The organism is Lebetimonas sp. JS085, from assembly GCF_000523295.1.
Taxonomy (GTDB): Bacteria; Campylobacterota; Campylobacteria; order Campylobacterales; family Nautiliaceae; genus Lebetimonas.
On sequence record NZ_ATHR01000001.1, the window covers coordinates 1036356 to 1061689 of the forward strand.

A 25334-nucleotide genomic window follows, 5' to 3' on the forward strand; every position below is an offset into this window, starting at 1 on the left:
TTAGGGGAGTTTTATATAGATAATATTACTGATAAAAGAAAAGAAAAAACTCTTTTTGATTTTGTAAATTAATGAAAGAGAAAGAAATTATGTCTAAATATGGAAAATACGAATTAGTAAAAAAAGAGTATCAAAGATTTAAAGCTGATAGTAACAGAAACCATAAAGCTGATAAAACTTATGAATATTTGCACATTTTAAGGAAATAGATGGATGTAAAAATATACGACAAACTTGCCCGCCGTTATGATTTGGCTACAAAAATAGTCAGTTTCGGGATAGAAGAAATCTGGAGATGTATGTTTATCAGAAAAATAAAAAAATTTATAAAAAACGGGGTGATGATTGACGCGGCAAGTGCTACGGGCGAAATGGCAAAAACAGGTTTTGATAAGATTTATTTTATAGAACCAAGCTCTGAAATGGTAAAAATAATGGTGGAAAAATTTAAGAGTGCCGGATTTGAGGAAGAAAAATTTGAAGTACAGTTCCAGGAAAGACAGTATATTAAGTTAAAAAAAGATAAAAAAGAATATATAATTATTCAAGATACGGCTGAGAATTTTAAGATTGATGAAAAAGCGGATTTGATTACTTCTTTTATGGGACTTAGGAATTTTGATAATTTACAAAAAGGAATGAATAATTTAACGGCTCATTTAAAAGATGGGGGATATTTTGCAATTGTGGAAATGGTAAAAAACGATTCATTGATAGCTAAATTAATTATGTGGTACATGAATAAAATAGTGCCTTTAATTGCCGGGATACTGCTTGGAATGAAAGAGGAATATAAGTTGCTGGGGAAAAGTATAAATTCATTGAATGAAGAGGATATTTTAAAAAATTTAAAAGGTTATGAAATAGTAATGAAAGAAAAACTTATCTTTCCCGTTGCGACATTAATAATAGCAAAGAAAAATGGACGACAGGATATTTGAAATAAAAATTGCTGACAATATTGAAGTTGTTATAGATTCAAGATTTAAGATAAAGGGTTTTATAGAATTCATCAGACTTTCTTTCAATAAACTTGAAATAAAAGAGAATGTTTATAAAATTTATTTTGACAAAAATAATATTGAAAAACACAAATTGTTGATAAACGCCATTGGCAATATGTATAAAAAGAGAAAAGATTTTAATAAAGCCACATATAAAAAACTTATTTTAAATTTTAAAAAAGACTGTATTGTAAAAATAAAAAAATATCAGGTTTTATTTGATGAAAAAGCAGTTTATATTACTGTTAGAAAAATTTCTTCCAAAGAGTTTGAAATTCTTTTTGCAAATCCGAAAGAAAAAGTTTTTAATTATATAAAAGGGATTTTTCTATTTGATATTTTGGATTTTAGCAAAGATAAAATTATCGTTTCGCTGAACGGGGAGAGTAAAAGATTGGTAAGTGCCCTTATTTCAAAGTATTCCGTTATGGGATATAAGGTTGAATTTAGGGTAAAAAAAGAGGAATTTGAAAGCACTGAGAGTTTTAACGTCGAAGGTTCGTTAAAAGAATATTTAACTAAAATAAAAAATGCATTGGAATTATTCGGTGTCGATAATATTTATGAATGGAATAAAATAAAAAAAGAATACAGACGTCTTGCAAAAAAATATCATCCCGATTTACACAGGACTAAACCAGAGCTTATTAGAAAAATATATGATAAAAAATTCAGAAGGGTAAAAGAGAGTTATGAGCTTTTGGAAGAATATTATAATAACAGAGCAAGCCGTTAAATTTTCGATATAATAAAAAAAAGGTATTTTTATGGATATTGAAGATATTTTAAAATTAGACCAAAAAGCTTTTGAGATAATTGCTTCAGCAAACAGTGAAATTTCTGATATGTATGAAGTGTGGGAAGAAGAAAAAAGGGAAATTCTTAAATCTTTTCAGGTAGACATTAAAAAATATGAAAATATTTTACAAAAACAGATGAAAAAAGAAATAGAAAATTATAAAAAAGAAATAATTAAAAAATATGAAGAAAAATTAAATTTTTTAAATTTTGATGAAAAGAAACAGATTAATAAAATTTTTGAAAGCATAAAAGAAGAATTATGTCCGCATTAAAATATGCATATATAAATGCTTTGGTAAGAAGTCTTAAAACAAAAGAAATTTCAAAAGAAAAACTTTTTGAGTGTAATAATCTCTCTGATTTATATTCATTGCTTCAAACAACTGTTTATAAAAATTTTTTAATTTCTCCAAAAAATGATGATTTATTGATTTCATTAAAAAATTATTATCTAAATTTATTTTTTAAAATAACAAAAAATCTAAATAAAAATGAAAAACATTTATTTACTCTCTTTTTTTTTGAAAAAAATCCAAATATTGATGATTTAAAAAAAGCTGTTTTTAAAATTTCAAAAAATGACAAAAAAGATATAGAAAAAATAATAAAAAATTATGTTGATGTCCTTAATCTAATTACCATTTTAAAATATAAAATAATATATTCTCTTAAAATAGAAAAATTTTTCGCATATCTTATTCCATACGGAAACAAATCATTATCGGAACTTAAAGAAATAGCGTCATCAGAAAATTTATATGATTTTTCAAGTAAGCTGGGATTAAATGTAAATGATTATTCTCTGGTTAAAAAAGCACTTTTTGATAATTATTATGATTTTTTAAGACAAGTGTGGTATGGATATCCTTTTAAGCTTTCAGTGCCTTTTGTGTTCTTGCAGATTAAACAAAAAGAAATTAAAAATATTTCTTCTTTTGTCATAGGATTGAAATATTCCCTAGACAAGCAAGAAATAAAAAAAATGGTTGTGTAATGCTTTTTCCTGAAACAATGTATAAGGTAACCTTTAAAGTTCCTGAAGATAAGATAGATGATTTTTTGGATTTTTTAATTAAAAAAAAGATTTTACATATAAAAAAAGAAGAAAATAGACTTTTCAAAGAAGAGTTTTATAAAGTAAAAAATTTACTTGCAATTGCAAAAAAATATATTTCAATTTCTCAAGTTCCTCCTGTTAATGCAAAAAAAGAAAATTTTACGCTTGATGAAATTGAAAAATATTTAATGGGTATTTCTGAAAAATTTGAAAAATATATCAATTTAAAAAAAGAAATTTTAAGAAAAGAAGAAAACTTAAATAAATTAAACACTTTTTTAAATATTGTAAAAACAGGTAAAGAATTTCTGAATTCTTTGAAATTTTTAACTTTTGAATGTGCAAATATACCTGTTGAACATTTTGAAAAAATAAAGTTTTTAATGTTGAATTACAATATTCTTTCTGTTTATGAAATAAAAAACAATAATGTATATACTGTTTTTATCTCACCACCTAAAAGGCATAATAAAATTTTTGAAATTTTAAAAGAATTTTCAATCATTACGATAAATAAAGATTTATTTTTATTAAAAAAAGAAGATATCGCAAAAGAAAAAAAGGTATTAACAGCCCTTGAAGAAGATATTAAAAAAGAAAAAGAAAAACTTATAAAAGTCTATTCCCATTTAAAATATTTGTATCAGATTTATGATGTAAAAAGTTTTTTACAGCAAAAGGACGGTTTTTATATTTTAGAGGGCTGGATTCCAAAAAGCAGATTTGAAAAACTTCCTTTTTTAATTTCAAAAAAAACAGATTATACTGACGCGCCTACTCTTTTGAATACTCCTAAAATTTTTAAACCGTTTGAACTTTTGGTAAAAAATTATTCCCTTCCGAAACCTTATGAAATAAATCCGACAGTTGCATTTGCCATTGTGTTTTTGTTTTTGTTCGGTTTAATGTTCGGGGATATGGGACAGGGGTTGATTTTGGCAATTTTAGGATATGTTTTGTCTAAAAAATCATTATTTGGCAATATTCTTTTTTTAAGCGGAATTTCATCAATGATTTTCGGTGTTATATACGGGCATTGTTTCGGATTTGAAATTTTTCATACCTTTTCCCCTTTGGAAAATATAAATTCTTTGATTGTTATCAGTATTGTAGCAGGTGTTTTTATTATTAGTTTCGGTTTTTTTATTTTTATGTTTACTAATTATAAAAAAAATAATTTAAAAAAATTAATTTGGGGTGAAAACGGAATAGTAAGCTTTATGATTTATATGTTGTTAATCTGGATAGGTGTAAAAACATTTGTTTTTAATGTTTCCATAAAAATAGATTTGGCTATGCTTTTTGTTTTAGCGGCTGTATTTTTGGGACATTTGATTTATGAGAGTAAAAAAACCTCCGAATCATTTTTTGAAGTATTGATTGCTTTTTTGGAAAACATCACAAATACTATTTCTTTTGTAAGAGCAGGTGCTTTTGCCCTGGCTCACGCTGCTTTGTTTATGGCTATTTTCAGTATTGCCAGAATGTTAAATGAGAGCGGATATTGGATTGTTGTTTTTTTTGGCAATATTTTTATTATAATACTGGAAGGGGTTGTTGTTTTTATTCAGACATTAAGACTTGAGTATTATGAATTTTTTAAAAGATTTTATGAAGGAGGAGGATATGAATACAAACCGTTTGGGAGTTAAAGTTATTTTGTTTTTGTTGCCTGTTTTAATGTTTGCAGATGATAATGCATATGCATATATTGCCGCTGCCCTTTCAGTGGGACTTTCAAGTATTGCAGCAGGTATTGCTGTAGGGCTTGTGGGTGCGGCTGCTATGGGGACAATAGGTGAAAAACCTGAAATTTCAACTAAAGCTCTTATATTTTTAGGTTTGGCTGAAGGTATAGCAATATACGGTCTTATTGTTTCAATTATGATTTTAGGGAAAATATGAAAATAGTTTTTTTAGGAATAAAAGAAGAGTGTATCGGTTTTTCTCTGTGTGGGATAGGCACGCTGGAAGTCGGCGATTTTAAAAAAGATTTCAAAGAAGTAATTAAAGATAAAGATGTGGGTTTAATTATTATTGCAGACAGGTATTATGAAATTTTTAAAGAAAATTTTTCCCATTTTATCAAAAAAAAAGCCGTGCCTTCTATTGTGTTTGTCCCTTCTTTTGAAAAAACATATTTAAACGAAAATATAAAAAGGTATCTTTCAAATGTTCTTGGAATCAGACTTTAAGTTTTTAGAAGAAGAAACTTTAAAAGAAGCCATTGAAGAGAGAAACAAAAAGATAAATGAGGCTAAAATAAAAATCAAAAAAGAAAAAGAAGAATATTTAAAGCAGCTTGATATTTCAACAGAAAGAAAATTATTAAAAGAAAAATATGAAAAGCTTATAAAAATAAAAAAACTTCAAATTACCAAGCATTATATTGATTTATATAATAATTTTTTTAAGAAAAAATATGATGTTATGAAAAGTTTGATTATGGAAAAAATTGAAAAAGAAAAAGATTATCTAATAAACTGTTTTATTAAAAAACTCGAAAAAGAATATTTTGAAGGCGAACTGTTTATTCCCGAGGATGTAAACATTACTTCAAAGTTTACAATAAAAAAGCATAAATTAAAAACGGTTATTTTTAAATATAAAAGAAAAAACATTGTTTTGGATTTTAATGAAATTATAGAAAACAAATTAAAGAGTTTAAAATGGTAGAAATCACTTCAGTAAACGGGCCTATTGTAAATGCAAGATATAAAAATGAAAATCCTTTAATGAACGAGTGTGTTTATGTAGGGGAGAATGAATTAATAGGTGAAATTATAAGGGTTACAAAAAATGAAATTACAATCCAGGTATATGAGGATACAACATCTCTTAAACTTAAAGAAAATGTAAAACTGACTTCTTCTCTTTTAAGTGCATATTTAGCCCCCGGAATTTTGGGAAGCGTTTATGACGGAATTCAAAGGAATTTGTTTAATTTAGAAGAAAGAATTGTAAAAGGGGCAAAATCTTTTCCTTTGGATATGGAAAAGAAATATTATTTCAAACCTTCTGTAAAAAACGGGGAATATATAAAAAGAGGGCAGATTTTAGGATTGGTGGAGGATAATAATTTTGTATATAAAATTTTAAGTGAATTTGAAGGAATAATAGAGGGTTTAAAAGAAGGGGAGTTTAATATAAAAGAAACAATTGCAATAGTTGGGGAAAACAGTGTTCAAATGCTTACAAAAAGACCCCTAAGGATTACAAATAAAATAAAAAGGGTGCCGTTAGACGAGCCGTTAATTACAGGACAGAGAATTATAGATTTTATGTTTCCTATAAGTAAAGGCGGGAGTGCTTCAATTCCTGGGGGGTTTGGAACAGGAAAAACCGTTTTGCAGCAAACACTGGCAAAATATTGTAATGCGGATGTGATAATTTATATCGGGTGCGGTGAGAGAGGCAATGAAATGACCGAAATTTTAGAAGAATTTCCCAAATTAATTGATCCTAGAACCAAACAGCCTTTAATGAACAGAACTGTTTTAATAGCCAATACGTCAGATATGCCCGTTTCCGCAAGAGAATCATCCATATATCTTGGCATTACCATAGGTGAATATTTTAGGGATATGGGATATAGTGTGGCTTTAATGGCAGATTCTACTTCAAGATGGGCTGAAGCTATGAGAGAACTTTCCAGCAGAATGGGTGAGCTTCCGATGGAAGAGGGTTATCCTGCAGATGTTTCGTCAAAAATCGCTTCTATTTATGAAAGGGCCGGAAAAATTGAAACGGTAAATAAAGAGGCCGGTTCTTTAAGCATAATAGGTGCGGTTTCTCCTGCAGGAGGGGATTTTTCAGAACCGATTACTATACATACCAAAAGATTTACAAGCGTTTTCTGGGCTCTTGATAAGACACTTGCAAATGCAAGATTTTATCCTGCAATCAATTACTTGAACAGTTATTCCAACTATATTGAAAATTTAAAACAGTGGTGGGGAAAAATAGGAAATTGGAGTGAAATCAGACAGGAGTTTAACAATATTCTTTCAAAAGACGAGCAGCTTCAAAAAATTGTTAAACTTTTAGGGATTCAGGCTTTACCTGAAGAAGAAAAGTTAACCGTTTATATTGCGGAAATTATAAAAGAGGCTTTTTTACAGCAAAATGCCTTTGATGAGGTGGATGCGTTCTGTTCAGCTGAAAAACAGATGGAAATTGCAAAAACCATTTTGTTAATTTATAATATTTTCAAGCAGGGGATGGTTCAGAAAATTCCTGTAGAAATATTAAAAAATCAAAAAATAATAAACGAATTTATACAGAGTAAATATTTTATAAAAAATGATGAATATGAAAAATATAAAGATTTAAGGGATAAAATAAAGCAGTATTATGAAGATTTTATAAAAAATTACGGAGAATAACATGAGAATTGAATATGAGGGTGCGCTTGAAATAAAAGGAAATCTGCTTTTCTTTGAAACAGTAGAAAATGTGGGGTTAAACGAAGAAGTTGCTATCCGTTCAAATGAAAAGATTTTAAAGGGAATTGTCTCTTCTATAAATGAACAAATTACCGTTATAGAAATATTAGGTGAAGTTTATGAACTTGATTTACAAAATATAAAGGTTGAATTCAAATACAAACCTGTACAAATACCTCTTAGTGAAGAGATGAGCGGAAAAGTGTTAAATTCTTTTGGAGAAATTTTAGATAAGAGTATAGTAAACGTAGAAAAATATCAAAATATCAATGTAGGGGCATATAATCCTGCAAAAAGACTTTATCCCAAGGACATTGTAAAAACAGGGTTTAGCTCAATTGATGCATTAAATACCCTTATAAAAGGGCAAAAACTTCCAATTTTTGCATTAAGCGGCCTTCCCAACGATGAATTTGTCGCTAAACTGGCCACCCAGATAGAAATTGAAAATTCTGTTGTAATTCTTGGGGCAATAGGACTGAGGCATGAAAGAGCCGAATTTTTAATTGACAATATTGTAAAAAATAATCAAAATGTAACGGTGTTTTTGAATCTTGCCAACGAACCTGCCGTAAATTCACTTGTATTGCCAAGAAGTGCGCTGACATTTGCAGAATATATGGCTTTTGAAAAAGGTAAAAATGTAATAGTGATTCTTTATGATATGACAAATTATGCAAATGCTTTAAGGGAAATTTCAGCTAAAAAAGAAGAAATTCCGGGTAAAAAAGGATATCCAGGTTATATGTACAGTGATTTGGCGAGTATTTATGAAAGGGCCGGTATTTTAAAAGGAAAAGAAGGTTCTATTACGCAAATTCCAATACTGACACTTCCCGATGATGACATAACGCATCCGATTCCTGATTTGACAGGTTATATTACTGAAGGTCAAATAACGATGGATAGAAATTTATACAAAAAAGGTATTTTTCCACCCGTAAATGTTTTAACCTCTCTTTCAAGACTTATGAATTCAGCAATAGATAAAACACATAAACGGTTTGCTTCACAGCTTTATTCTTCATATGCCAAAGCAAAAAAAATAGAAATGTTTGCCTCAATTATAGGAGAAGAGGAGTTAAGCGAAACAGAAAAAAAATATCTTCTTTTTTCAAAAAAATTTGAAAAAGAATTTATAAATCAGGATATTGGCAGAACTTTTGAAGAAACATTTAACAAAGGCTGGGAATTATTAAAAATACTTCCTGAAAGTGAACTTATACGTCTTACTGACGAAGAGATTAAAAAGTATATAAATGGTTAAGAATAAAACCACCTTATTGGAATTAAAAACCGAACTTGAAATAATAAAAGAAGGAGAAAATGTACTTGAACAAAAAAGAGACGCACTTATTAAAGAAATAATGAAAATAGTTGATATTGTTGATACAAGAAGAAAAAAACTTAACGAGCATATGAGGAGCTGTTATAATGTTTTGATAAAAGCTTTTATGGAAAACAGTGGAAAAATTGAAAAAGAAGGCTTTGTTAAAACTGAATTAAAAGTAGTTGAAAAAACATTTTTAGGTCTTGTTGTACCAAAAATTGATTTTAAAATATCATCAAAACCTAATATAAAAATAGATTCGAATATTTTCACAGATTTAGCAAGGGAAAATTTTTTTGAAGCATTAAAAATGATTTTAGAACTCAGCGAAATGGAGATTAAAATATGGAAACTTTCAGAAGAACTTAAAAAAACAATGATTAGAGTAAATGCCCTTAAATTTTATTATACACCAAAATATGAAAAAGAAATAAAAGAAATTAAAAATCATTTAGAAGAAAATGAAAGAGAATTTATTAGTATTATTAAAAAATTAAAAAATTATTAATTTAATTTTCAATTGCTATTACATCCATTCAATCAGTTTTTCTACTTCTTTTACTTCATAGCATTTTAGGGGTTTTTCAATAGGTAAAGTTGGCACAATGGCTTTTTTAAATCCTAAATTTGCTGCTTCTTTTACCCTTATGTCAAGCCCGGGGATTTCCCTTATGTCTCCGACCAGGCTTACCTCCCCGATAAAAACTGTTTCTTTGCTGATGGGTCTGTTTCTGAATGAACTTACTATTGCGGCAATAACGGCTAAATCCGCTGCCGTTTCGTTTATTTTTATTCCACCTGTTACATTTACGAAAACATCGTATTGATTAAAAGGGAGATTTAGTTTTTTTTCAAGCAAAGCCAAAATCATATTGAGTCTAGCGAGGTCAAATCCGGTAGCGCTTCTTTTGGGTATGCCGTAGCTTTCACTGACCAGTGCCTGAACTTCGAGAACTATTGGACGAGTCCCTTCAAGTATTACTGTAATTGCACTTCCGGGAAGCGCTTTTTTTGAAAAGAAGCTTCTGTTTTTTGCACTGACTAATCCCTGTTTTGTCATTTCAAAAATACCTATTTCGCTGGTTGAACCGAATCTGTTTTTAAATGCCCTGAGAATCCTAAGTTCCCGGCTTGCATCCCCTTCAAAATATAAAACCGTGTCTACCATATGCTCAAGCACCCTTGGCCCGGCAATTGAGCCTTCTTTTGTGATGTGGCCTATTATAAAAACAGGGATTTTAGTCTCTTTTGCCACCCTCATAAGCTCAAATGTAGCTTCCCTGACCTGCGAAACACTTCCGGGGGCTGATGAAAGGTTTTCTGAATAGATTGTCTGAATGGAATCTATTATTACCAAATCATAATTTTTTATTTCTTCAAGTATGTTTTCAATTACAATTTCGGGCATAATAAAAAGATTTTTATTTTTAATGCCGAGCCTTTCAGCCCTCAGTTTTATTTGCCCTGGGCTTTCTTCCCCTGCCACATATAAAACTTTTTTATTAAGTTTTCCCGCAAGTTTCAGCATTAATGTTGATTTTCCAACTCCCGGGCTTCCGCCTATTAATACTAAACTGCCCGGCACTATGCCGCCGCCCAATACCAAATCGAGTTCACTGTCTAAAGATGAAAAACGCTCAATTTCCTCTTTTTCAATATTTTCGAATTTTATAATTTTTGAAGGTTTTGAAGATGTTTTGCTTTTTTTTGTTTCACTTACTTCAACAAAGCTGTCCCACGCTCCGCAGGCGGGGCATTTTCCCATCCATTTTGCGCTTTTGTAACCGCACTCGGTGCATTCGTAAGCCGTTTTATTTTTTGCCATTGAATTCTTCTATCGTTTTATTGTATTTATTTATCTGCATCATTTTTGCCTCAACCATCAAATCTAAAATTCTCCAGGAGATTATGGCCATTACAAGTAATATAATATATATTGCCACAATCCATTTATGTTTTTTTAAATCAATTTCATCGTCTTCTTTAAATCTTTTTATTGCAAGGCCTGTAAAAAAAACTATTATAATAATGCTTCCAAAATAAAAAACTATGTTATTCACTGTAAATGCCCTCTAACATTCCTTCTATAAATTCATTTTTATCAAATTCAATTAAATCTTCTTTTTTTTCTCCGACCCCTACAAAATATATAGGGATTTTAAGTTCATTTACTATGCTGAATAAACTTCCGCCTTTGGCTGTTCCGTCCAGTTTTGTGACAATTATTCCGTCGATTCCCACAACTTCGTTAAATATTTTCGCCTGGTTTATTGCACTGCTTCCCTGTGTTGCGTCAATTACCAAAAATTTTTTTTGAGGTGCGTTAGGATATGCTTTTTTTGCGACATTTACTATTTTTTTAAGTTCATTTTGAAGATTTTTTTTGTTATGAAGCCTTCCCGCAGTATCAATAAGTGCTATATCAAATCCTTTTGCTTTAGCCGAGCTTATAGTGTCGTAAGTCACCGCCGCCGGGTCATGCCCCTGACGGGTTTTTATAATAGGAACATCTAAAATTTCAGCCCATCGGCTAAGCTGTTCGATTGCAGCAGCCCTGAAAGTGTCCGCAGCCCCTAAGATTACAGAATAACCGTCATTTTTGAATTTGTATGCTAATTTGGCAATTGTTGTTGTTTTTCCAGCTCCGTTTACCCCGATAATTAAAAATACATACGGTTTATCGTTTATTTCAATTTTGTTTTCAGGCAGATTAAAAATTTTATCCAATTCTTTTTTAAGTCTTTCTCTGCTTACCTCATTTGGAAGTTTGTTTAGAAGTTTTTCTACCAAATCATAATCTATGTCCGCTTCAATTAAAGCTTCTTCAAGCAAATCTTTTGGAATTTTTTCTTTTTTTTCTACTCCCACAATCTGCTTAATTGCTTCTTTTGTTTTATTTAAACTTTTTTTTAAAATTTTGAACATTTAAAATCCTTTTAATATTTCAACAGGTGTGAAATTTTCTAATTTTACGGTTTTGTTTTTATCTAAAATAACAGTGGTAGGATAGATTTTTATTTTAAAATAATCCTGTAAAAATTTATTGTCTGTTTTTATATATTTGATTTTCAGGTAATTTAAGACATCTTCTTGCATTTTTGAATAATTTGATTTATTATAAAAAAGAAGATAAGTTTTTTTATTGGGATAAATTAATTTTTTATTTTTGAATGTTAAATTTATATCATTTAACCTAATAACCGTAATGTTTGATTCCAGGGTTTTTTTAGTGATTTTTGTTTTAGATTTTTGCAAATTATTGCTATTTTTTGTATGATAATTGTTGCAGCCTAAAAATATAAGAATTATTAAAAAAAAATATTTCAAACCAGTCCTTTTTATGTAATTTTATCAAAAAGGTATAAAAATGAAAAACAAATTTAGAAAAAAGTGTTTGGATAAAAAAATTTATAACAGATATTTGCTTTCAAAGAAAATATCAAAAGAAATTTACAATCTGGCGAAAAATTATAAAAATATACTTTTTTTTATCCCTTTGAAAAACGAGCCTGATATAAAAGGGGTGATTAACGCTTTAAGAAGAGAAAAAAAGAATATTTTCGTCCCGTTTATGCAAGATTTAAGCTTTAAGATGGTAAAATATCAATTGCCGATAAAAAAGAAAAAATTCTCAATTTTCGAGCCTGTAAACAAACAAAAAACTTTACAAAAAATAGATCTTGCAATAGTGCCTGTTGTGGGAATAACACAAAATTTTCAAAGAATAGGGTTTGGCAAAGGAATGTATGACAGATTTTTCGCCAATCTCAAATATAAACCAAAAATTGTTTTCTTGCAGTTAACGCCTTGCGCCACAAAATTAAATGTGGCAGATAAGTTTGATATTAAGGCGGATGAATATATAAGTTTTAATATAAGGAGAAAAAATGAACGTTTTAATAATTTTAGCCGTTTCGATATTATCCGCTCTGGCGGGATACTTTATAGCCAGAAAAATTGATGTGGCAAAATATGATATTTATCTTTCAGAAGCCAAAGCCAAAGCAAAAGCTATTGAACATGAAGCTGAAATTTTGCTTGAAAATACAAAATCAAAATCAAAAGAAATAGAACTTGAAGCTAAAAATTCTTTGGAAAAACAAAAAATCGAGCTTCAAAAAGAGTATGAAAACAAATTAAATGAAATTTTGAAAAAAGAAGAAGAAATTGAAGAATTGGTTGAGCAGCAAATGCAGGATGCACAAAAACTTGAACGGGAAAAGAATTTATTTGAAAAAGAAAAAAAAGTTATTGAAAAATTAAAAAACACTTTTAACCAAAAAATAAAAATACTTCAGGAAAAACTTGAAAATGCGGCAGGTCTTACAAAAGATGAAGCAAAAGAAATTTTATTAAATTCCTTAAAAGAGGATTTAAAAGATGATGTGGCGCATCTTACCAGAAAAATTATCAAAGAAGCTGAAAATAACGCAAAAAAAGAAGCGCAGTTTATAATAGCACAGGCAACTACGAGATATGCAGGAGATTTTGCAGGTGAGAGGCTTATAAATGTTGTTCCAATAGGAGATGATGAAATGAAAGGCAGAATTATAGGAAAAGAGGGTAAAAACATAAAAACACTTGAAATGGTGACAGGCTGCGATATTATAATAGACGATACCCCGGAAGCCATAACTGTCAGCAGTTTCAATATTTACAGACGTCAAATTGCAGTTGAAACCATAAAAAGGTTGGTGGAAGACGGAAGAATCCAGCCTGCCAGAATCGAAGAGATTTATAAAAAAGTTACAGATGAATTTGAAGAAAAAGTTTTAAAAGAGGGTGAAGATATAATAATAGATTTAGGACTTACAAGTGCCAAAATACATCCCGAAATTGTCAAATTAATAGGAAGGCTTAAATACCGTGCAAGTTACGGACAAAATGCACTTGCGCACTCTTTGGAAGTTGCACATTTGGCAGGCATTATGGCTGCTGAAATGGGAGGAGACGAACTTTTGGCAAAAAGGGCAGGTCTTTTACATGATATAGGTAAAGCTCTGACTCATGATTTTGGAGGAGACCATGTAACGTTAGGGTATGATTTATGTAAAAGATATAAAGAACCGGAAGTTGTGCTTAATGCAATAAAAGCACATCACGGACATGAAGAAGCTAAAAGTATTGAAGCTGCGGCTGTCTGTGCGGCAGATGCCCTTTCTGCCGCAAGGCCGGGAGCAAGAAGAGAAGTTCTTGAAGCATTCTTAAAAAGGGTTGAATCGATAGAAAATATCGCCACTTCTTATCCTGAGGTATTAAATGCTTATGCTCTTAATGCGGGAAGAGAAGTTAGGGTAATAGTTGAAGCCGATTTGGTAAATGATGATGAGGCGGTTCTTTTAAGCAGAGAAATTGCAAAAAGAATTGAAAATGAGGTTAGTTTTCCGGGTGAAATTAAAGTAACCGTTATCAGGGAAAAAAGGGCCATATCTTTTGCGGCGGCATAAAATAGTGAAAATGGTGAGTAGTGAGTTGTGAGTGGTGAGCATGCCCGGCCGCTTGCAAAGCGGCGGGGTAGTGAATTATGAATTATGAATTATGAATTGAAAGTGGTCAAGTTCCACCAAGTAGCCAAGTTCCAAGCGAAAAGTGAGCTTGCTCACCTGGCTGCTTGAAAAGCGGCCATGGTGTAAAATGAATAATTAAGGTAAATAATGGAAGTTTTAGCAAGGCCATTTGGAGAGTTTCAGACAAACTGTTACATACTAAATAAAAAATTAATAATAGACCCTGGAATAGGGGCGTTTGAATGGATAAGAGAGAATGTAAAAGACCCCGTTGCAATAATAAACACCCACGGACATTTTGACCATATCTGGGATGATAAAAAGATTAAAGAATATTTTAATATTCCAATTTACATTCATAAAAATGATGCATTTTTCTTGGAAAACGACCAGTTTGGTTTTAACCCTCCAAAAGTAAAGCCGGATTTTTTACTTAATGAAGGTAATTATAAAATAGGGGATTTTGATATTTTAATCAGTCATTTTCCGGGGCATACACCGGGCAGTATCACTGTTGAAATAGGGGATTTTATGTTTAGCGGTGATTTTATATTTGACGGAAGCATAGGAAGGGTCGATTTTCCTTATTCAAATCCTGAGGATATGAAGGAATCAATCAAAAAATTTTTAAAAATTCCTTATGATAAAAAAGTTTATCCGGGACACGGATCTGCCACAACAATAAAAAATGCCCAGAAATTTCTGCCGATGTGGCTTGAATATCTTTAAAACTTTATTCCTTCTTTTAACAGGGCTTTATGAATATGGCTCATTTGAACAGATTTGTTTTTACACCACTTGGGAGCAAGCAGGTTTTCAGTTCCTGCCGTCATTCTTTGTATTGATACGTTTTGCGGCAGCATTTTAATGGCTTTAATTAATGTGTCGATATAAAGTTCTTCGTCTATCGGTTCAAAATTTCCTTTTTTATATTCAAGCGCTAAAAGTGTGTTTTGTGTTACATATAACGGATGAAATTTAACTGAATCCACTCCGAGATTGATTACATCTTCTACGGATTTTAGCATATCTTTTTGTGTTTCCCCCGGAAGTCCGAAAATTATATGAGCACATACATTTATCCCCATTTCTTTTGTTTTTTTTATGGTTTTTGCAATGTCTTCAAAAATTTCGGCCCTGTTTATTTTGGCAAGTGTTTTATTGTTAGAACTTTGAACCCCGTATTCCATCCATATTTCATAATTTTTACTGAGTTCTTTTAAATAATTTAAAGTATTTTCATCTATACTGTCGGCTCTTGTGCCGATGCTGAGACCAATTGCGTCGGGCAAATTCAAAGCTTCCTGATAAAGTGTTTTCAGAGTTGAAAAAGGGGCGTAAGTGTTTGTGTAACTTTGGAAATAGACTAAAAATTTTTCACTTTTATACAAATCTTTATAAAGTTTTACGGTTTCATTATATTGGGAATGCAGCTCTTTTAACTGTTTTTTTAAAAGAGGGTTTTCTTTTTTAAAGGGGTTAAAGTTTTCTTTTTTAAAATTGGGGGAAAAGCTTTCATTTTCACAAAACACACACCCTCCCCTGGCTTTAGTCCCGTCAATATTCGGGCAGGTGAAACCCGGAACTGAAATCGGTACTTTTTTTATTCTTTTATCAAATTTTTGTTTTAAATATTTTCCGAATGTATATAATTTATCCATCAACCTTCTTTTTTATCTTTTTATAACAAAAAAGAGAAGAAAAGTCTATATAGGTTTTAATAATGTTTAAAAAATTTTTCTATTCATAAATAAATTTTTTATAATAAAAATATATTTAAATTTGAAAAAAGAAGAAACAGTTTTAAGAGGGGCTCAAATGTTTTCTAAAAAAGTTCCTTTGTTGGTAAGAAATCCTTTTTCTTTTAGTGCTTTGTTAAGTTCAGCTATCAGTTTATTTTTTAACTCTATTTTTAAATCTATATAATTTAATTTGTTTAAATTTCTTTTTCTTATTTTTGTATTTTCCATCCTTTCCCTTTAATTATTTTAAAAAACAGGAGAAAAATATTTCCCCTTAATGTTTTAAAGTGCATGAATTAAAATGGGAGCATCCTTTACATGTATTGCATGCATTTGAATTTCCATTGGCATCTTTTTTCGTGTAATATTTATAAACATACCATATGCTTGCTATGCCTATTAATCCAATTATTAAATTTTCCATTTTTCACTCCTAAAAACCGAACAATAGTCCGATTTGATAAATTAATGTTGAAACTATATAAGGAACTATTGTTGTAAGTGCAACTGCACCCCCAACCATTTTCCATCCAAATTCCTGATAAATAGCCCCTAATGTAACAATACACGGAATCCATAGTAAACAAAATACCATATAAGAAAATGCTGAAAGCGCTGTAAAACTTTCTTTAATTTTCTTTTGCAAAGGAGTTGGTTCATTTTCTAATTCAAACATTTCGGTCATTATGCTTCCAAACATTGCGCTGATAGAATCTTTGACAGCACCAAAAAAACCTGTAAACTGTTCTTTTAAATCTTCCATAAAAGTGGTTTTTTCATCTGAATCTTCATCTTCCTGAACATTATATACCTGAGATAAAGAACCGATAACCGCTTCTTTTGCTATAGTACCAGGAATCAATGCAGCAACAGGTCTCCAGTCGTCAAATCCCGCAGGTTTAAAGATAGGCGCAATTGCTGTGGCTGTTTTCCCGAGAATTGTATCCTGAGGTTTCGCCCCGTAAGGAATATTTATAAAAGCCCATAAAATAACCATTGTAGCCGCAATAACCGTTCCCGCTTTTTTTACAAAAGCCCCGGTTCTTGAAGCAATGGATTTCCAAAGCATTTTTCCTGTAGGAAATCTGTAAGGCGGCAGTTCCATAACAAAAGGCGGAACTTCTCCTTTAAATGCGGTTTTTTTCAAGATAAGACCTACAACAATTGCCACTGCAATACCGATAAGATACATAAGTAAAACAACACTTGCCTGATGCGCTTTAAAAAATACGGCTGTAAAAAGCGCATAAATAGGCAGTCTCGCGCCGCAGGACATAAAAGGCACAAGCAGTGCTGTCAGTTTTCTGTCTTTTTCGTTTTCCAATGCTCTCGTAGCGTAAATGGCAGGCACATTACAACCAAAGCCTATAATCATAGGAACAAAAGATTTACCATGAAGTCCTATGCTTCTCATAGCCCTGTCCATAACGAAAGCGGCTCTTGCCATATATCCGCTCTCTTCAAGAAGTCCTAAAAAGAAATATAAGAAAAACATTAAAGGCACGAAAGTCAATACAAGACCGACCCCTCCGATAATTCCGTCCACAACTAAAGACTGCAGCCATCCTGGTGCTGACGAGAGCATAACACCTGTCCATTTTCCAAGAAAACCGTTTATAAGTCCGTCTGTCCAGTCGATAAACGGTCCGCTTCCGTCAAACGTCAGTTTGAAAACAATATACATCATAAAAATAAAAATAGGAATTCCCAAAAAACGGTTTAAAAATATGGAATCAAGAATATCTGTTAAATCTTTTTTCTTTGGAAGGGTGGATTTTAATGTCTGTTTAGTTAAAACTGAGATATATGCATATCTTTCTTCGGAAATAACACCTTCGGCATCATTATCAAAAAATGCTTCAAATTCATTGTGTAAATCCATACATTTTTCAGAATCAGGCAGCTTTTGAATAATTTCTTTTTCCCCTTCTAATATTTTAATAGCCGTCCATCTTTTAGGATATGAAAAATCTGAAGGGATTAATTTCATAGCCCTTGTTATAAATTCTTCGGTATCGTCTGAATATTTAGGGGTTTTTGGCTTTTCTTTTGTATTGCACATTTCTTTTATTTTATCTAAAAGTTTGTCTTTTCCCCATCCTTTCGTTGCAATAGTAGGCACTGCTTTAATTCCTGTAAGTTCATAAAATTTTTGTATATCAAACTGATATCCTTTTTCTTCAAAATCATCCCACATATTTAAAGCCGTAACCATTGGAATTTCCAATTCCATCAATTGGACTGTAAGATAAAGATTGCGCTGCAGGTTGGTAGAATCCACCACATTAACAACACTATCCGGTTTTTCCTCAAGAAGAAATTTTCTGGTAATTCTCTCTTCTATGGAATAAGGGCTTAAACTGTATGTTCCCGGAAGGTCGATAAGTTTTAAAGTCATATCTTTGCTTACAAGGTCTGCTTCTTTTTTTTCAACCGTTACCCCCGGCCAGTTCCCGACTTTTAAATTTGCACCTGCAATAGTATTAATTAATGCGGTTTTTCCCACATTCGGGTTTCCTGCAAAAGCAACTGTACAATTTTTCATTTATTCTCCTTCCACTTCAATCATTTGAGCCTCATTTTTTCTAAGGGATAGTTTATATCCTTTGATGGTTATTTCTATCGGGTCTCCAAGAGGAGCCATTTTTTCAACTTTAATTTTTTCTCCTCTGATAATTCCCATATCTCTTAATTTTCTTTTTATTGTTTTATTTTCTCCCACCACTGCTTTAACAATGGCTTCTTTTCCAACTTTTAATTCGGAAAGTTTCATTTTATCTCCTCCACAATTATTTTGTTTGCAAGTCCAAATCCAAGGGCGATTCTGGATTCTCCTGCTTTTATAAGCAAAGGTCCTCCGTCATTTTTTAAAAGTGTAATTTCAATGCCGGTTGAAATTCCCATAGCAAGTAACCTCTCCATTGCTTTTTTTCTTCCGCAGATGTCTATAATTTTTAATCTGCTGCCTACATTAGCCATACTTAGAGGCATATTTTAATTTCCTTATTTAATATATTCAACGAAAATCTTATCTGCAAGTCCTTCACCTATCACATGTTTTTTGCCTGTTTCTTTAACAGTTACCATTAAAGGTATTTTTTCTATATCTTTAATGTATAAAACTTCAATGTTTGAACCTTCTTTTATCCATAAATCATCAAGCACTTCTTCTTCCCCGTGAGATGCATATACAAAACTTATAACACCTTTTTCCCTTTTTTTCATAAGTCCGATTTGTTTTTCCCCTTCTTCTGTTTTAACAAGAATTGCTTTTGTTGCTCCGACAGGAACTACTTTTTCATCTTCAATTCTTATAATTCTTTCTTCCCCTTCCGGTAAAAATTCTTCAACTGTTACTTTTTCCCCTATATCAATACCTAAATCTTTAAATCTTTTATACTCTTCTTTCCCACCTTCAAAATTTGCAACATCTGCACTCTCCCCCGGACTTAACTCAGCCAGTCTTTTTCCGTTTTCCATAATAACAGCTCTTGCCGATTCAAATCCTATAAGTCTTTCTTTATATTCAACATTTACAAGAAGTTTAGATTGAAAATGGGTATTTATTATAATAGTAGACCCTTCATCAATATTAAATTCAACCAATTTTGTATTAGAATATTCACAAAGTGAATCTTCAAATCCCACAACCTTTAATTCTACTCCCCTGTTTGCTTCTGCTAATTTCATTTTTTTCTCCTTATATTTTTTTAATAGCCCTAAAAGGGCAGTTTTCACATGCACACTCCATTGCACATAATTCTTTTTCACATTGCGGCTGTCTTGCTATTTCATAAAATCCGTCAGAAGCTTTTTTTATCAATCCTTTTCCTGCTCTCAGGGCTTTTGCACATTTACGACATTTTGATTTGTCTATTACAAAAGTAGGCATTGTCAACTCCTTTTAGTAATTTTGATAATTACTATCAAAGAAATAGTAGCATAAAAATTTTTTTATGTTATAAAATTGACAATCATTCTCATTTTTTTAACTAATTTTTTATTTATATAAAATTAAACAAAAATGATAACTATTATCAACTTAATATTTGTTTAATAAAATGCGAGTATTATTCTTTTACAGAAATGATAATTATTATCATAATTATTTTAAAGGGGTTTTTATGAATGGTTTTTATGAAAAAGTCAAAAATAAAAAAATAAATTATTCATGGTCGAGAGAGGCAATATACCGTATATTCTCAGAGAATAAAGACAGATGTTTTTGTGTTATAGGTATAAAAAAACAATTATTAATGAAATATAACAGAAATGTTTCACTCAATACAATTTACAGGCACCTTGATTTTTTTGAAGCAAACGGTTTATTAGTAGTCGTTCAAAATGACGATAAAAAAGCATTTTACTGTTTAAAAGAAGATAAACCTATAGCGTTTATAGTCTGCAACAAATGCCACAGAGTTATAAAAACTAATATTGATATAGAGTTAGAAAAATGTAGTGAAATTTTTAAAGATATAAAATATTTAACCATTCATAAAACTTGTGAAATATGCAGTAAAAAATTCACAGGAGGGGGTTGAACCCGTTGCTACCCTTTCTCCTTTGAGTTTTTTACTCTTTTACATCAAATAAATTTACAAGGAGAATAAATGAAAAAAATAACACTTAGCGCAGTGGCGTTTCTTATGTTAGGCGGAGTTGCTTTTGCGGAAAACAATAATGTTGTAAATTCAGATCTTTTAAAAAAAGTAGATGGTTATGTTAGGCTTGGTTATCAACACGATGATAAAGATTCAAAAACTGATTTGGCAATAGGCGGTAAATTGCATGCTGAAACTAAATCTTTTAGTGGAATAAGTGCAGGGGTCAGTTTTTATACAACCAATGCTATAAGAAATAATCACGATGGGGGAAGTGTTCCTTTTTTTGATGCTGACAATAAATCTTATTCTATTTTAGGTGAAGCTTATTTACTTGGAAAATTTAAAAATACAACTATTAAAATAGGTAGACAGGAACTTGACACACCTTTTGCAGATACAGACGATAACGGAATGATTCCTAATACTTTTGAGGCTGAAATTCTTACAAATACGGATTTGCTTGGAACTACAATTGTTTTAGGTCAAATTCAAAGATGGGCCGGGGTTGATACTGACGAGCCTTCTAAATTTACTAAATTAATTGATAAACACAACGTTCAGGTAGGCGGTATTACTTATGAAGGTATAGAAAATCTTGCTTTATCGGCTTGGTATTACAATCTTAAAGATAATGATATAGACAGGATTTTTTATACAGATGCAAATTATGAGGGTGAAAAGGATGATTTTTCTTATAGCTTAGGCGTTCAATATGCAAATCAGCATTATAATGCTTCTAATGAAGATTCAGCTAAAGTTTACGGATTTAGTGCAAGTGCAGGGTATAAAGGTTTTACATTAGGTGTTGCTTATAATAAAAGCAATGATAACGGAGCTGATAACGGATTTGGGGGAGGGCCTTTCTTTACATCTGCAAACTTCTTAACAATTGCTGAGGCTGGAAAAGACGGAGATGCAGTATTGGTAAACGGAGAATGGGACGCAAGTGATGTTATAAAAGGTCTTAGTTTAAATACCGGATATGTGACTTTGCATGATAAAGATGATACAAAAAGCACAGAATTTGATGCAGGGCTAAGTTATGCGTTTAATGACAATTTGAGCTTGGATGTAATTTATTCAGATGTTGATGACAAGATTAATGATGATAAATTTAAAAATACAAGAGTGTTTGTAAATTACGCTTTTTAAAGACACTTTTTTGTGTCTTTAAAAAAAAAGGTGGATAGAATGAAAATAAAAAATATTTAATTCAGGGTATTGTTTTATTTTTGGCAATATTTTCTTCTGTTATAATTTATACTGCTGTTTTTAATATATTAGAGAAAATTGATTTTGGAATGTTGGAATTAATTTAAAAATATTTTTTGTGTTATAATATGATTATCATTATCAAAAAAGGAAGATAAATGAAAAATTTCGATTACAATAAACTCCTGGATGAATTTAAAAATATCCTCAAAAAAGCGGGGCTTAAATTTACAAAACAAAGGGAAATTATATTTTCTACGCTTTATAAAAATCCTAATCATCTAACAGCAGAGGATTTATATCTTGTAATAAAAAAACAATACCCTGAATTGAATATAGGAATAGCAACGGTTTATCGCACACTTGCAATGCTTGAAGAAAACAGTCTGATTAGTTCTATTCACTGTAACAATGGTAAAAAATTTGAAATAGCAAAATCCCATCACGATCATTTAATCTGCACTTCTTGTGGAAAAATAGTTGAGTTCCATAATGATGAAATAGAAAAACTGCAAGAAAAAATAGCAAAAGAAAACGGATTTAAACTGACTAATCATATTTTGCAGTTATACGGGCTTTGTGAAGAATGCCAGAAAAAAGAAAAAAAATCATAAAACAGGGTAATTGTCGTCAAAACAGGCAAAACAGTAATTTTCTTTTTTATCTTTTATAGCTTTTATAATTCCGTCAATTGTAAGATATGCAAGGGAATCAGCTTCAATATATTTTCTGATTTCCTCCACATTCATTTTGCTGGCGATAAGCTCTTCTTTTGTAGGAGTGTCTACACCATAATAACAAGGTGCTATGGTTGCCGGAGCCGCTATTCTCATATGAACTTCTTTTGCACCCGCATCTCTTAGCATTCTGACTATTCTTTTGGATGTTGTCCCCCTGACGATTGAATCGTCAATTACAACAAGTCTTTTACCTTTTATTTTTTCAATAATTGGAGAGAGTTTCATTTTAACTTTTAAATTTCTTATTTCCTGTGTAGGTTCAATAAATGTTCTTCCTACGTAATGGTTTCTCATAATTCCCATTTCAAACGGGATGCCGCTTTCTTCTGAATACCCCAGAGCCGCTGCAACCCCGCTGTCTGGTACAGGAATAACCATATCGGCAACAACCGGAAGTTCTTTTGCTAATTCTCTTCCCATCTGTTTTCTTGCAAGATAAACATTTTTTCCAAAAACATCGCTGTCAGGTCTTGCAAAATAGATATATTCAAAAATACACTGCTTTGGCGAAGGCTTGAAAACCATTTCGCTTTTAATTTCATTATCTTCAAAAATAATCATTTCTCCTGGTTTAATATCTCTTATAAATTCGGCATCTACCAGCTCAAATGCGCATGTCTCGCTGGCTACAATATAACCGCCTGAGCGTATTTTTCCGATAGAAAGAGGCCTGAATCCAAACGGATCCCTCAAGGCAAACATTTTATGACGGGAAAGAATAACCAGTGAAAAAGCCCCTTTTACTTTTTTAACGGCATCTGTTATTCTTTCTTTGAGAGTGTTTTTCTGATAATCTTTGGCTATAAGATGAATTAAATTTTCTGTGTCCATATTACTTTGGAAAATAGCCCCTTTTTTTATAAGTTCTTTTCTTATTTCTTTTGCATTTACCAAATTTCCGTTATGTACTATTGAAATTTCCCCAAGTCCGTATCTTGCAAATATAGGCTGGGCATCAAGTATGGAATCGTCTCCTGCGGTGGAATATCTCGTATGGCCTATTGCCATATCGCCTTTTAAAATTTTAAAATCTTCTTCTTTAAAAATCTGTGTTACAAGTCCCCTGTTTTTAACTGTTTTGATGTGACCTTTAAAACTGCTGCTGATTCCTGCCGCCTCCTGACCGCGGTGCTGCATTGAAAAAAGAGAGTAAAATGCAAGTTTGCTCGCATTTTCATTACCGTAAATACCTACTACTGAACACATTTTTACTTCCTTAATCCCAATGCATTATTAATTGAATAAAGCCCCGGTTTTTGATTTATAAGCCATTTTGAAACTTTAATGGCGCCCCTTGCAAAGGTTTCCCTGTTTGTAGCCGTATGATTAAGTTCTAAGAATTCCCCGTCATTATAAAATCCTACAGTATGTCTTCCCACTACGTCTCCGCCACGCAAGGCAAAAACACCTATTTCATTTTTTGTTCTAGCCCCCACATGGCCGCTTCTTCCGGTAATCATTACATCTTTAAGTTCAAGTCCCCTGGCATTTGCACATGTTTTTGCTAATGTTAAGGCGGTACCGCTTGGAGCGTCGACTTTGTATCTGTGATGCTGTTCCACTATTTCAATATCAAAATCTTTAAGTTTTTCGCTGACCATTGCCACGAGTTTGTTTAAAATAGCAACACCTAAGCTCATATTTGTGGCATATAAAATAGGTGCTTTTTGGCTTGCCTCAATCATTAAATTTTTTTGGTGGTCATTAAGACCTGTAGTGGCGATAACAAGGGGTTTTGGATTTTCAAGGGCTGCCTCAAGAAGTTTTTGAGTTGCAATCGGTGCCGAAAAATCAATTGCTACATCAGAATTTTCAAGAAGTGTTTTTGCATCATTTGTTATTATAGTTTTTTCAGGAAATTCAACACTCTGTTTGCCTGTAAACATTACAGCTGAAAGAATGTCATCCGAATTTTTAATAATATTTACTAAAAGCTGACCCACTCTTCCGGTTGCACCAACAATTCCGTATTTCATTTATTCTCCTTTAGGTATTTTATAGCATTAATAGCCGCTGTTGCTCCATCTCCCGCTGCCGCAACAACCTGTTTGATGCTTGATTCCCTTACGTCTCCAGCCGCATATAGCCCTTTTAAACTGGTTTGCATTTTTAAATTTACTTTTACTTCTCCAAATTCGTTAAGTTCGGCTAAATCCTTTACCAGCTTATTATTTACATTCATACCTACAAATACAAATATTCCGTCGACTTTAATTTTTTCGTTTGAAGATAAAATTATACCTTCTACAAACTCATTTCCGATAACTTTTTTTACTCTTTCTTCATAAATTATTTTTATATTAGGGGTATTAAAGACTTTTTTTTGAGTTGACGGGGCTGCACGGAATTCAGAGCGTCTGTGGATTAAATATACTTTTTTTGCAATTTTGCTTAAATACAGGGCTTCTTCCAAAGCTGTATCTCCCCCTCCTATTACGGCTACGATTCTGTCTTTATAGAAAAACCCGTCACACACCGCGCAATAACTGACGCCTTTGCCGGTATATTCCCTTTCGCCCTCAAATCCTGCTTTTCTTGGTGTTGCACCGGTTGCCAAAATTACCGCTTTTGCCGTATATTCATTCTTATGCGTTTTAATTTTCCATTTTCCATTTTCCATTATTAATTGTAATGCTTCCTCGCTTTTTATCTCGCATCCGAATTTTTTTGCCTGCTCGGGCCAGCACATCATCATTTCAAGTCCGCTTTTAACTTCACACACTCCGGGGTAATTTTCTATTTCACTGCTCAAAGTTATCTGCCCTCCGGGATTTAATTTTTCAAGAATTAGAGTTTTTGCTCCGAGTCTGCTTGCATATATTCCTGCACTTAGTCCCGCAGGTCCTCCTCCGATTATAATTACATCATATTCCATTTTTTCCTCCATTT

General features: G+C 31.5%; 32 protein-coding genes and 1 pseudogene. 18 read left to right on the forward strand and 15 right to left on the reverse strand.

The genetic code is table 11. From position 1 onward, the window contains the following. Positions 1 to 89 precede the first annotated feature (89 nt). The 12 genes and pseudogenes from DZ68_RS11360 to DZ68_RS0105925 all read left to right on the forward strand — a co-directional run. Positions 90 to 209: pseudogene (locus DZ68_RS11360) on the forward strand (modification methylase); the annotation flags it as partial. Next, the gene (locus DZ68_RS0105875; RefSeq protein ID WP_024787704.1) at positions 210 to 941 is read left to right on the forward strand and encodes a class I SAM-dependent methyltransferase; all 732 of its coding nucleotides are present in this window, start codon (positions 210 to 212) and stop codon (positions 939 to 941) included. Then, positions 922 to 1740, forward strand: a complete 819-nt coding sequence (locus tag DZ68_RS0105880) for a DnaJ domain-containing protein (protein WP_024787705.1) — start codon at positions 922 to 924, stop codon at positions 1738 to 1740. The genes DZ68_RS0105875 and DZ68_RS0105880 overlap by 20 nt, the downstream gene beginning before the upstream one ends. A gap of 31 nt (positions 1741 to 1771) precedes the next feature. Next, positions 1772 to 2077, forward strand: coding sequence for a hypothetical protein (locus tag DZ68_RS0105885; RefSeq protein WP_024790892.1), 306 nt, complete (start codon positions 1772 to 1774; stop codon positions 2075 to 2077). Beyond that, positions 2065 to 2799, forward strand: a complete 735-nt coding sequence (locus DZ68_RS0105890) for a V-type ATPase subunit (protein WP_024790893.1) — start codon at positions 2065 to 2067, stop codon at positions 2797 to 2799. Before DZ68_RS0105885 ends, DZ68_RS0105890 begins: the two co-directional genes overlap by 13 nt. Continuing rightward, positions 2799 to 4514 carry a V-type ATP synthase subunit I gene (locus tag DZ68_RS0105895; RefSeq protein WP_024790894.1) on the forward strand — a complete coding sequence of 572 codons (1716 nt, stop codon included), beginning with the start codon at positions 2799 to 2801 and terminating at the stop codon, positions 4512 to 4514. The genes DZ68_RS0105890 and DZ68_RS0105895 overlap by 1 nt, the downstream gene beginning before the upstream one ends. Continuing rightward, positions 4489 to 4767 carry an ATP synthase subunit C gene (locus DZ68_RS0105900; RefSeq protein WP_024787709.1) on the forward strand — a complete coding sequence of 93 codons (279 nt, stop codon included), beginning with the start codon at positions 4489 to 4491 and terminating at the stop codon, positions 4765 to 4767. The genes DZ68_RS0105895 and DZ68_RS0105900 overlap by 26 nt, the downstream gene beginning before the upstream one ends. Next, the gene (locus DZ68_RS0105905; protein ID WP_024787710.1) at positions 4764 to 5057 is read left to right on the forward strand and encodes a V-type ATP synthase subunit F; all 294 of its coding nucleotides are present in this window, start codon (positions 4764 to 4766) and stop codon (positions 5055 to 5057) included. The genes DZ68_RS0105900 and DZ68_RS0105905 overlap by 4 nt, the downstream gene beginning before the upstream one ends. Next, entirely contained in the window at positions 5035 to 5538 is a 504-nt protein-coding gene (locus DZ68_RS0105910; protein ID WP_024787711.1) for a hypothetical protein, read from the forward strand. The genes DZ68_RS0105905 and DZ68_RS0105910 overlap by 23 nt, the downstream gene beginning before the upstream one ends. Continuing rightward, on the forward strand, positions 5532 to 7247 hold the full coding sequence (locus tag DZ68_RS0105915; RefSeq protein WP_024787712.1) for a V-type ATP synthase subunit A: 1716 nt from the start codon (positions 5532 to 5534) through the stop codon (positions 7245 to 7247). The genes DZ68_RS0105910 and DZ68_RS0105915 overlap by 7 nt, the downstream gene beginning before the upstream one ends. Position 7248: 1 nt before the next feature. Then, complete coding sequence (locus DZ68_RS0105920) at positions 7249 to 8574, forward strand: V-type ATP synthase subunit B (protein ID WP_024787713.1); 1326 nt, start codon at positions 7249 to 7251, stop codon at positions 8572 to 8574. Beyond that, a complete protein-coding gene (locus DZ68_RS0105925; RefSeq protein ID WP_024787714.1) occupies positions 8567 to 9145 on the forward strand; it encodes a V-type ATP synthase subunit D in 579 nt (192 codons plus the stop codon). Before DZ68_RS0105920 ends, DZ68_RS0105925 begins: the two co-directional genes overlap by 8 nt. 18 nt (positions 9146 to 9163) lie before the next feature. Here DZ68_RS0105925 and radA read toward each other — a convergent pair whose 3' ends face one another. The 4 genes from radA to DZ68_RS0105945 are packed head-to-tail and all read right to left on the reverse strand — an operon-like array spanning position 9164 to position 11964. After that, a complete protein-coding gene (radA, locus tag DZ68_RS0105930) occupies positions 9164 to 10462 on the reverse strand; it encodes a DNA repair protein RadA (protein ID WP_024787715.1) in 1299 nt (432 codons plus the stop codon). Further along, entirely contained in the window at positions 10449 to 10697 is a 249-nt protein-coding gene (locus DZ68_RS0105935; protein ID WP_024787716.1) for a hypothetical protein, read from the reverse strand. Before DZ68_RS0105935 ends, radA begins: the two co-directional genes overlap by 14 nt. Next, positions 10690 to 11562, reverse strand: a complete 873-nt coding sequence (ftsY, locus tag DZ68_RS0105940; protein ID WP_024787717.1) for a signal recognition particle-docking protein FtsY — start codon at positions 11560 to 11562, stop codon at positions 10690 to 10692. The genes DZ68_RS0105935 and ftsY overlap by 8 nt, the downstream gene beginning before the upstream one ends. After that, a complete protein-coding gene (locus DZ68_RS0105945) occupies positions 11563 to 11964 on the reverse strand; it encodes a hypothetical protein (protein WP_024787718.1) in 402 nt (133 codons plus the stop codon). It abuts the gene before it with no gap. Positions 11965 to 12004: 40 nt separating this feature from the next. Between DZ68_RS0105945 and DZ68_RS0105950 the strand changes: the two genes are divergently transcribed. From DZ68_RS0105950 to DZ68_RS0105960, 3 genes are all read left to right on the forward strand, one after another. Continuing rightward, positions 12005 to 12598, forward strand: coding sequence for a 5-formyltetrahydrofolate cyclo-ligase (locus DZ68_RS0105950; RefSeq protein WP_024787719.1), 594 nt, complete (start codon positions 12005 to 12007; stop codon positions 12596 to 12598). Next, positions 12525 to 14084 carry a ribonuclease Y gene (gene rny / locus DZ68_RS0105955; protein WP_024787720.1) on the forward strand — a complete coding sequence of 520 codons (1560 nt, stop codon included), beginning with the start codon at positions 12525 to 12527 and terminating at the stop codon, positions 14082 to 14084. The genes DZ68_RS0105950 and rny overlap by 74 nt, the downstream gene beginning before the upstream one ends. Before the next feature lie 207 nt (positions 14085 to 14291). Next, positions 14292 to 14873 carry an MBL fold metallo-hydrolase gene (locus DZ68_RS0105960; RefSeq protein ID WP_024790895.1) on the forward strand — a complete coding sequence of 194 codons (582 nt, stop codon included), beginning with the start codon at positions 14292 to 14294 and terminating at the stop codon, positions 14871 to 14873. On the opposite strand, the gene DZ68_RS0105965 is transcribed toward DZ68_RS0105960, so the two are convergent. From DZ68_RS0105965 to DZ68_RS0106000, 8 genes are all read right to left on the reverse strand, one after another. Then, positions 14870 to 15805 (reverse strand): TIGR01212 family radical SAM protein, encoded by a 936-nt coding sequence (locus DZ68_RS0105965; RefSeq protein WP_024790896.1) that lies wholly within the window; start codon positions 15803 to 15805, stop codon positions 14870 to 14872. The two genes, DZ68_RS0105960 and DZ68_RS0105965, sit on opposite strands and share 4 nt — an antisense overlap. Before the next feature lie 153 nt (positions 15806 to 15958). Next, positions 15959 to 16114 (reverse strand): hypothetical protein, encoded by a 156-nt coding sequence (locus tag DZ68_RS10755; protein WP_156920222.1) that lies wholly within the window; start codon positions 16112 to 16114, stop codon positions 15959 to 15961. A 46-nt stretch (positions 16115 to 16160) separates the two neighbouring features. Then, positions 16161 to 16310 carry a FeoB-associated Cys-rich membrane protein gene (locus DZ68_RS10760; RefSeq protein ID WP_156920223.1) on the reverse strand — a complete coding sequence of 50 codons (150 nt, stop codon included), beginning with the start codon at positions 16308 to 16310 and terminating at the stop codon, positions 16161 to 16163. 9 nt (positions 16311 to 16319) lie between these two features. Continuing rightward, positions 16320 to 18431: a ferrous iron transport protein B gene (feoB, locus tag DZ68_RS0105980; protein WP_024787723.1), complete on the reverse strand. Its 2112-nt coding sequence runs from the start codon at positions 18429 to 18431 to the stop codon at positions 16320 to 16322. Beyond that, positions 18432 to 18659 carry a FeoA family protein gene (locus DZ68_RS0105985; protein ID WP_024787724.1) on the reverse strand — a complete coding sequence of 76 codons (228 nt, stop codon included), beginning with the start codon at positions 18657 to 18659 and terminating at the stop codon, positions 18432 to 18434. It lies immediately after the preceding gene. Then, positions 18656 to 18877 (reverse strand): FeoA family protein, encoded by a 222-nt coding sequence (locus DZ68_RS0105990; protein WP_024787725.1) that lies wholly within the window; start codon positions 18875 to 18877, stop codon positions 18656 to 18658. Before DZ68_RS0105990 ends, DZ68_RS0105985 begins: the two co-directional genes overlap by 4 nt. A gap of 12 nt (positions 18878 to 18889) precedes the next feature. Next, positions 18890 to 19576, reverse strand: a complete 687-nt coding sequence (locus tag DZ68_RS0105995; RefSeq protein WP_024787726.1) for a FeoA family protein — start codon at positions 19574 to 19576, stop codon at positions 18890 to 18892. Between the two features lie 10 nt (positions 19577 to 19586). Continuing rightward, positions 19587 to 19778, reverse strand: a complete 192-nt coding sequence (locus tag DZ68_RS0106000) for a hypothetical protein (RefSeq protein WP_024787727.1) — start codon at positions 19776 to 19778, stop codon at positions 19587 to 19589. Positions 19779 to 20010: 232 nt separating this feature from the next. Here DZ68_RS0106000 and DZ68_RS0106005 point away from each other — a divergent pair, with 232 nt between their 5' ends. The 3 genes from DZ68_RS0106005 to DZ68_RS0106015 all read left to right on the forward strand — a co-directional run bounded on the left by DZ68_RS0106005 (position 20011) and on the right by DZ68_RS0106015 (position 22319). Further along, the gene (locus DZ68_RS0106005) at positions 20011 to 20430 is read left to right on the forward strand and encodes a transcriptional repressor (RefSeq protein WP_024787728.1); all 420 of its coding nucleotides are present in this window, start codon (positions 20011 to 20013) and stop codon (positions 20428 to 20430) included. 69 nt (positions 20431 to 20499) lie between these two features. Next, the gene (locus DZ68_RS0106010) at positions 20500 to 21645 is read left to right on the forward strand and encodes an OprD family outer membrane porin (protein WP_024787729.1); all 1146 of its coding nucleotides are present in this window, start codon (positions 20500 to 20502) and stop codon (positions 21643 to 21645) included. A gap of 218 nt (positions 21646 to 21863) precedes the next feature. Next, entirely contained in the window at positions 21864 to 22319 is a 456-nt protein-coding gene (locus DZ68_RS0106015) for a Fur family transcriptional regulator (protein WP_024787730.1), read from the forward strand. On the opposite strand, the gene purF is transcribed toward DZ68_RS0106015, so the two are convergent. The 3 genes from purF to trxB are packed head-to-tail and all read right to left on the reverse strand — an operon-like array spanning position 22314 to position 25320. Further along, entirely contained in the window at positions 22314 to 23651 is a 1338-nt protein-coding gene (purF, locus tag DZ68_RS0106020) for an amidophosphoribosyltransferase (RefSeq protein ID WP_035907728.1), read from the reverse strand. The genes DZ68_RS0106015 and purF overlap by 6 nt on opposite strands. A 2-nt stretch (positions 23652 to 23653) precedes the next feature. After that, positions 23654 to 24421 carry a 4-hydroxy-tetrahydrodipicolinate reductase gene (gene dapB, locus DZ68_RS0106025; RefSeq protein ID WP_024787732.1) on the reverse strand — a complete coding sequence of 256 codons (768 nt, stop codon included), beginning with the start codon at positions 24419 to 24421 and terminating at the stop codon, positions 23654 to 23656. Then, a complete protein-coding gene (trxB, locus tag DZ68_RS0106030; protein WP_024787733.1) occupies positions 24418 to 25320 on the reverse strand; it encodes a thioredoxin-disulfide reductase in 903 nt (300 codons plus the stop codon). The genes dapB and trxB overlap by 4 nt, the downstream gene beginning before the upstream one ends. Positions 25321 to 25334: the final 14 nt, after the last annotated feature.

Coding starts and splice junctions, on each gene's coding strand:
- DZ68_RS0105875 (WP_024787704.1), top strand. CDS start 210: ATGGATGTAAAAATATACGACAAACTTGCCCGCCGTTATGATTTGGCT.
- DZ68_RS0105880 (WP_024787705.1), top strand. CDS start 922: ATGGACGACAGGATATTTGAAATAAAAATTGCTGACAATATTGAAGTT.
- DZ68_RS0105885 (WP_024790892.1), top strand. CDS start 1,772: ATGGATATTGAAGATATTTTAAAATTAGACCAAAAAGCTTTTGAGATA.
- DZ68_RS0105890 (WP_024790893.1), top strand. CDS start 2,065: ATGTCCGCATTAAAATATGCATATATAAATGCTTTGGTAAGAAGTCTT.
- DZ68_RS0105895 (WP_024790894.1), top strand. CDS start 2,799: ATGCTTTTTCCTGAAACAATGTATAAGGTAACCTTTAAAGTTCCTGAA.
- DZ68_RS0105900 (WP_024787709.1), top strand. CDS start 4,489: ATGAATACAAACCGTTTGGGAGTTAAAGTTATTTTGTTTTTGTTGCCT.
- DZ68_RS0105905 (WP_024787710.1), top strand. CDS start 4,764: ATGAAAATAGTTTTTTTAGGAATAAAAGAAGAGTGTATCGGTTTTTCT.
- DZ68_RS0105910 (WP_024787711.1), top strand. CDS start 5,035: ATGTTCTTGGAATCAGACTTTAAGTTTTTAGAAGAAGAAACTTTAAAA.
- DZ68_RS0105915 (WP_024787712.1), top strand. CDS start 5,532: ATGGTAGAAATCACTTCAGTAAACGGGCCTATTGTAAATGCAAGATAT.
- DZ68_RS0105920 (WP_024787713.1), top strand. CDS start 7,249: ATGAGAATTGAATATGAGGGTGCGCTTGAAATAAAAGGAAATCTGCTT.
- DZ68_RS0105925 (WP_024787714.1), top strand. CDS start 8,567: ATGGTTAAGAATAAAACCACCTTATTGGAATTAAAAACCGAACTTGAA.
- radA (WP_024787715.1), bottom strand. CDS start 10,462: ATGGCAAAAAATAAAACGGCTTACGAATGCACCGAGTGCGGTTACAAA.
- ftsY (WP_024787717.1), bottom strand. CDS start 11,562: ATGTTCAAAATTTTAAAAAAAAGTTTAAATAAAACAAAAGAAGCAATT.
- DZ68_RS0105950 (WP_024787719.1), top strand. CDS start 12,005: ATGAAAAACAAATTTAGAAAAAAGTGTTTGGATAAAAAAATTTATAAC.
- rny (WP_024787720.1), top strand. CDS start 12,525: ATGAACGTTTTAATAATTTTAGCCGTTTCGATATTATCCGCTCTGGCG.
- DZ68_RS0105960 (WP_024790895.1), top strand. CDS start 14,292: ATGGAAGTTTTAGCAAGGCCATTTGGAGAGTTTCAGACAAACTGTTAC.
- DZ68_RS0105965 (WP_024790896.1), bottom strand. CDS start 15,805: ATGGATAAATTATATACATTCGGAAAATATTTAAAACAAAAATTTGAT.
- DZ68_RS10755 (WP_156920222.1), bottom strand. CDS start 16,114: ATGGAAAATACAAAAATAAGAAAAAGAAATTTAAACAAATTAAATTAT.
- DZ68_RS10760 (WP_156920223.1), bottom strand. CDS start 16,310: ATGGAAAATTTAATAATTGGATTAATAGGCATAGCAAGCATATGGTAT.
- feoB (WP_024787723.1), bottom strand. CDS start 18,431: ATGAAAAATTGTACAGTTGCTTTTGCAGGAAACCCGAATGTGGGAAAA.
- DZ68_RS0105985 (WP_024787724.1), bottom strand. CDS start 18,659: ATGAAACTTTCCGAATTAAAAGTTGGAAAAGAAGCCATTGTTAAAGCA.
- DZ68_RS0105990 (WP_024787725.1), bottom strand. CDS start 18,877: ATGCCTCTAAGTATGGCTAATGTAGGCAGCAGATTAAAAATTATAGAC.
- DZ68_RS0105995 (WP_024787726.1), bottom strand. CDS start 19,576: ATGAAATTAGCAGAAGCAAACAGGGGAGTAGAATTAAAGGTTGTGGGA.
- DZ68_RS0106000 (WP_024787727.1), bottom strand. CDS start 19,778: ATGCCTACTTTTGTAATAGACAAATCAAAATGTCGTAAATGTGCAAAA.
- DZ68_RS0106005 (WP_024787728.1), top strand. CDS start 20,011: ATGAATGGTTTTTATGAAAAAGTCAAAAATAAAAAAATAAATTATTCA.
- DZ68_RS0106010 (WP_024787729.1), top strand. CDS start 20,500: ATGAAAAAAATAACACTTAGCGCAGTGGCGTTTCTTATGTTAGGCGGA.
- DZ68_RS0106015 (WP_024787730.1), top strand. CDS start 21,864: ATGAAAAATTTCGATTACAATAAACTCCTGGATGAATTTAAAAATATC.
- purF (WP_035907728.1), bottom strand. CDS start 23,651: ATGTGTTCAGTAGTAGGTATTTACGGTAATGAAAATGCGAGCAAACTT.
- dapB (WP_024787732.1), bottom strand. CDS start 24,421: ATGAAATACGGAATTGTTGGTGCAACCGGAAGAGTGGGTCAGCTTTTA.
- trxB (WP_024787733.1), bottom strand. CDS start 25,320: ATGGAATATGATGTAATTATAATCGGAGGAGGACCTGCGGGACTAAGT.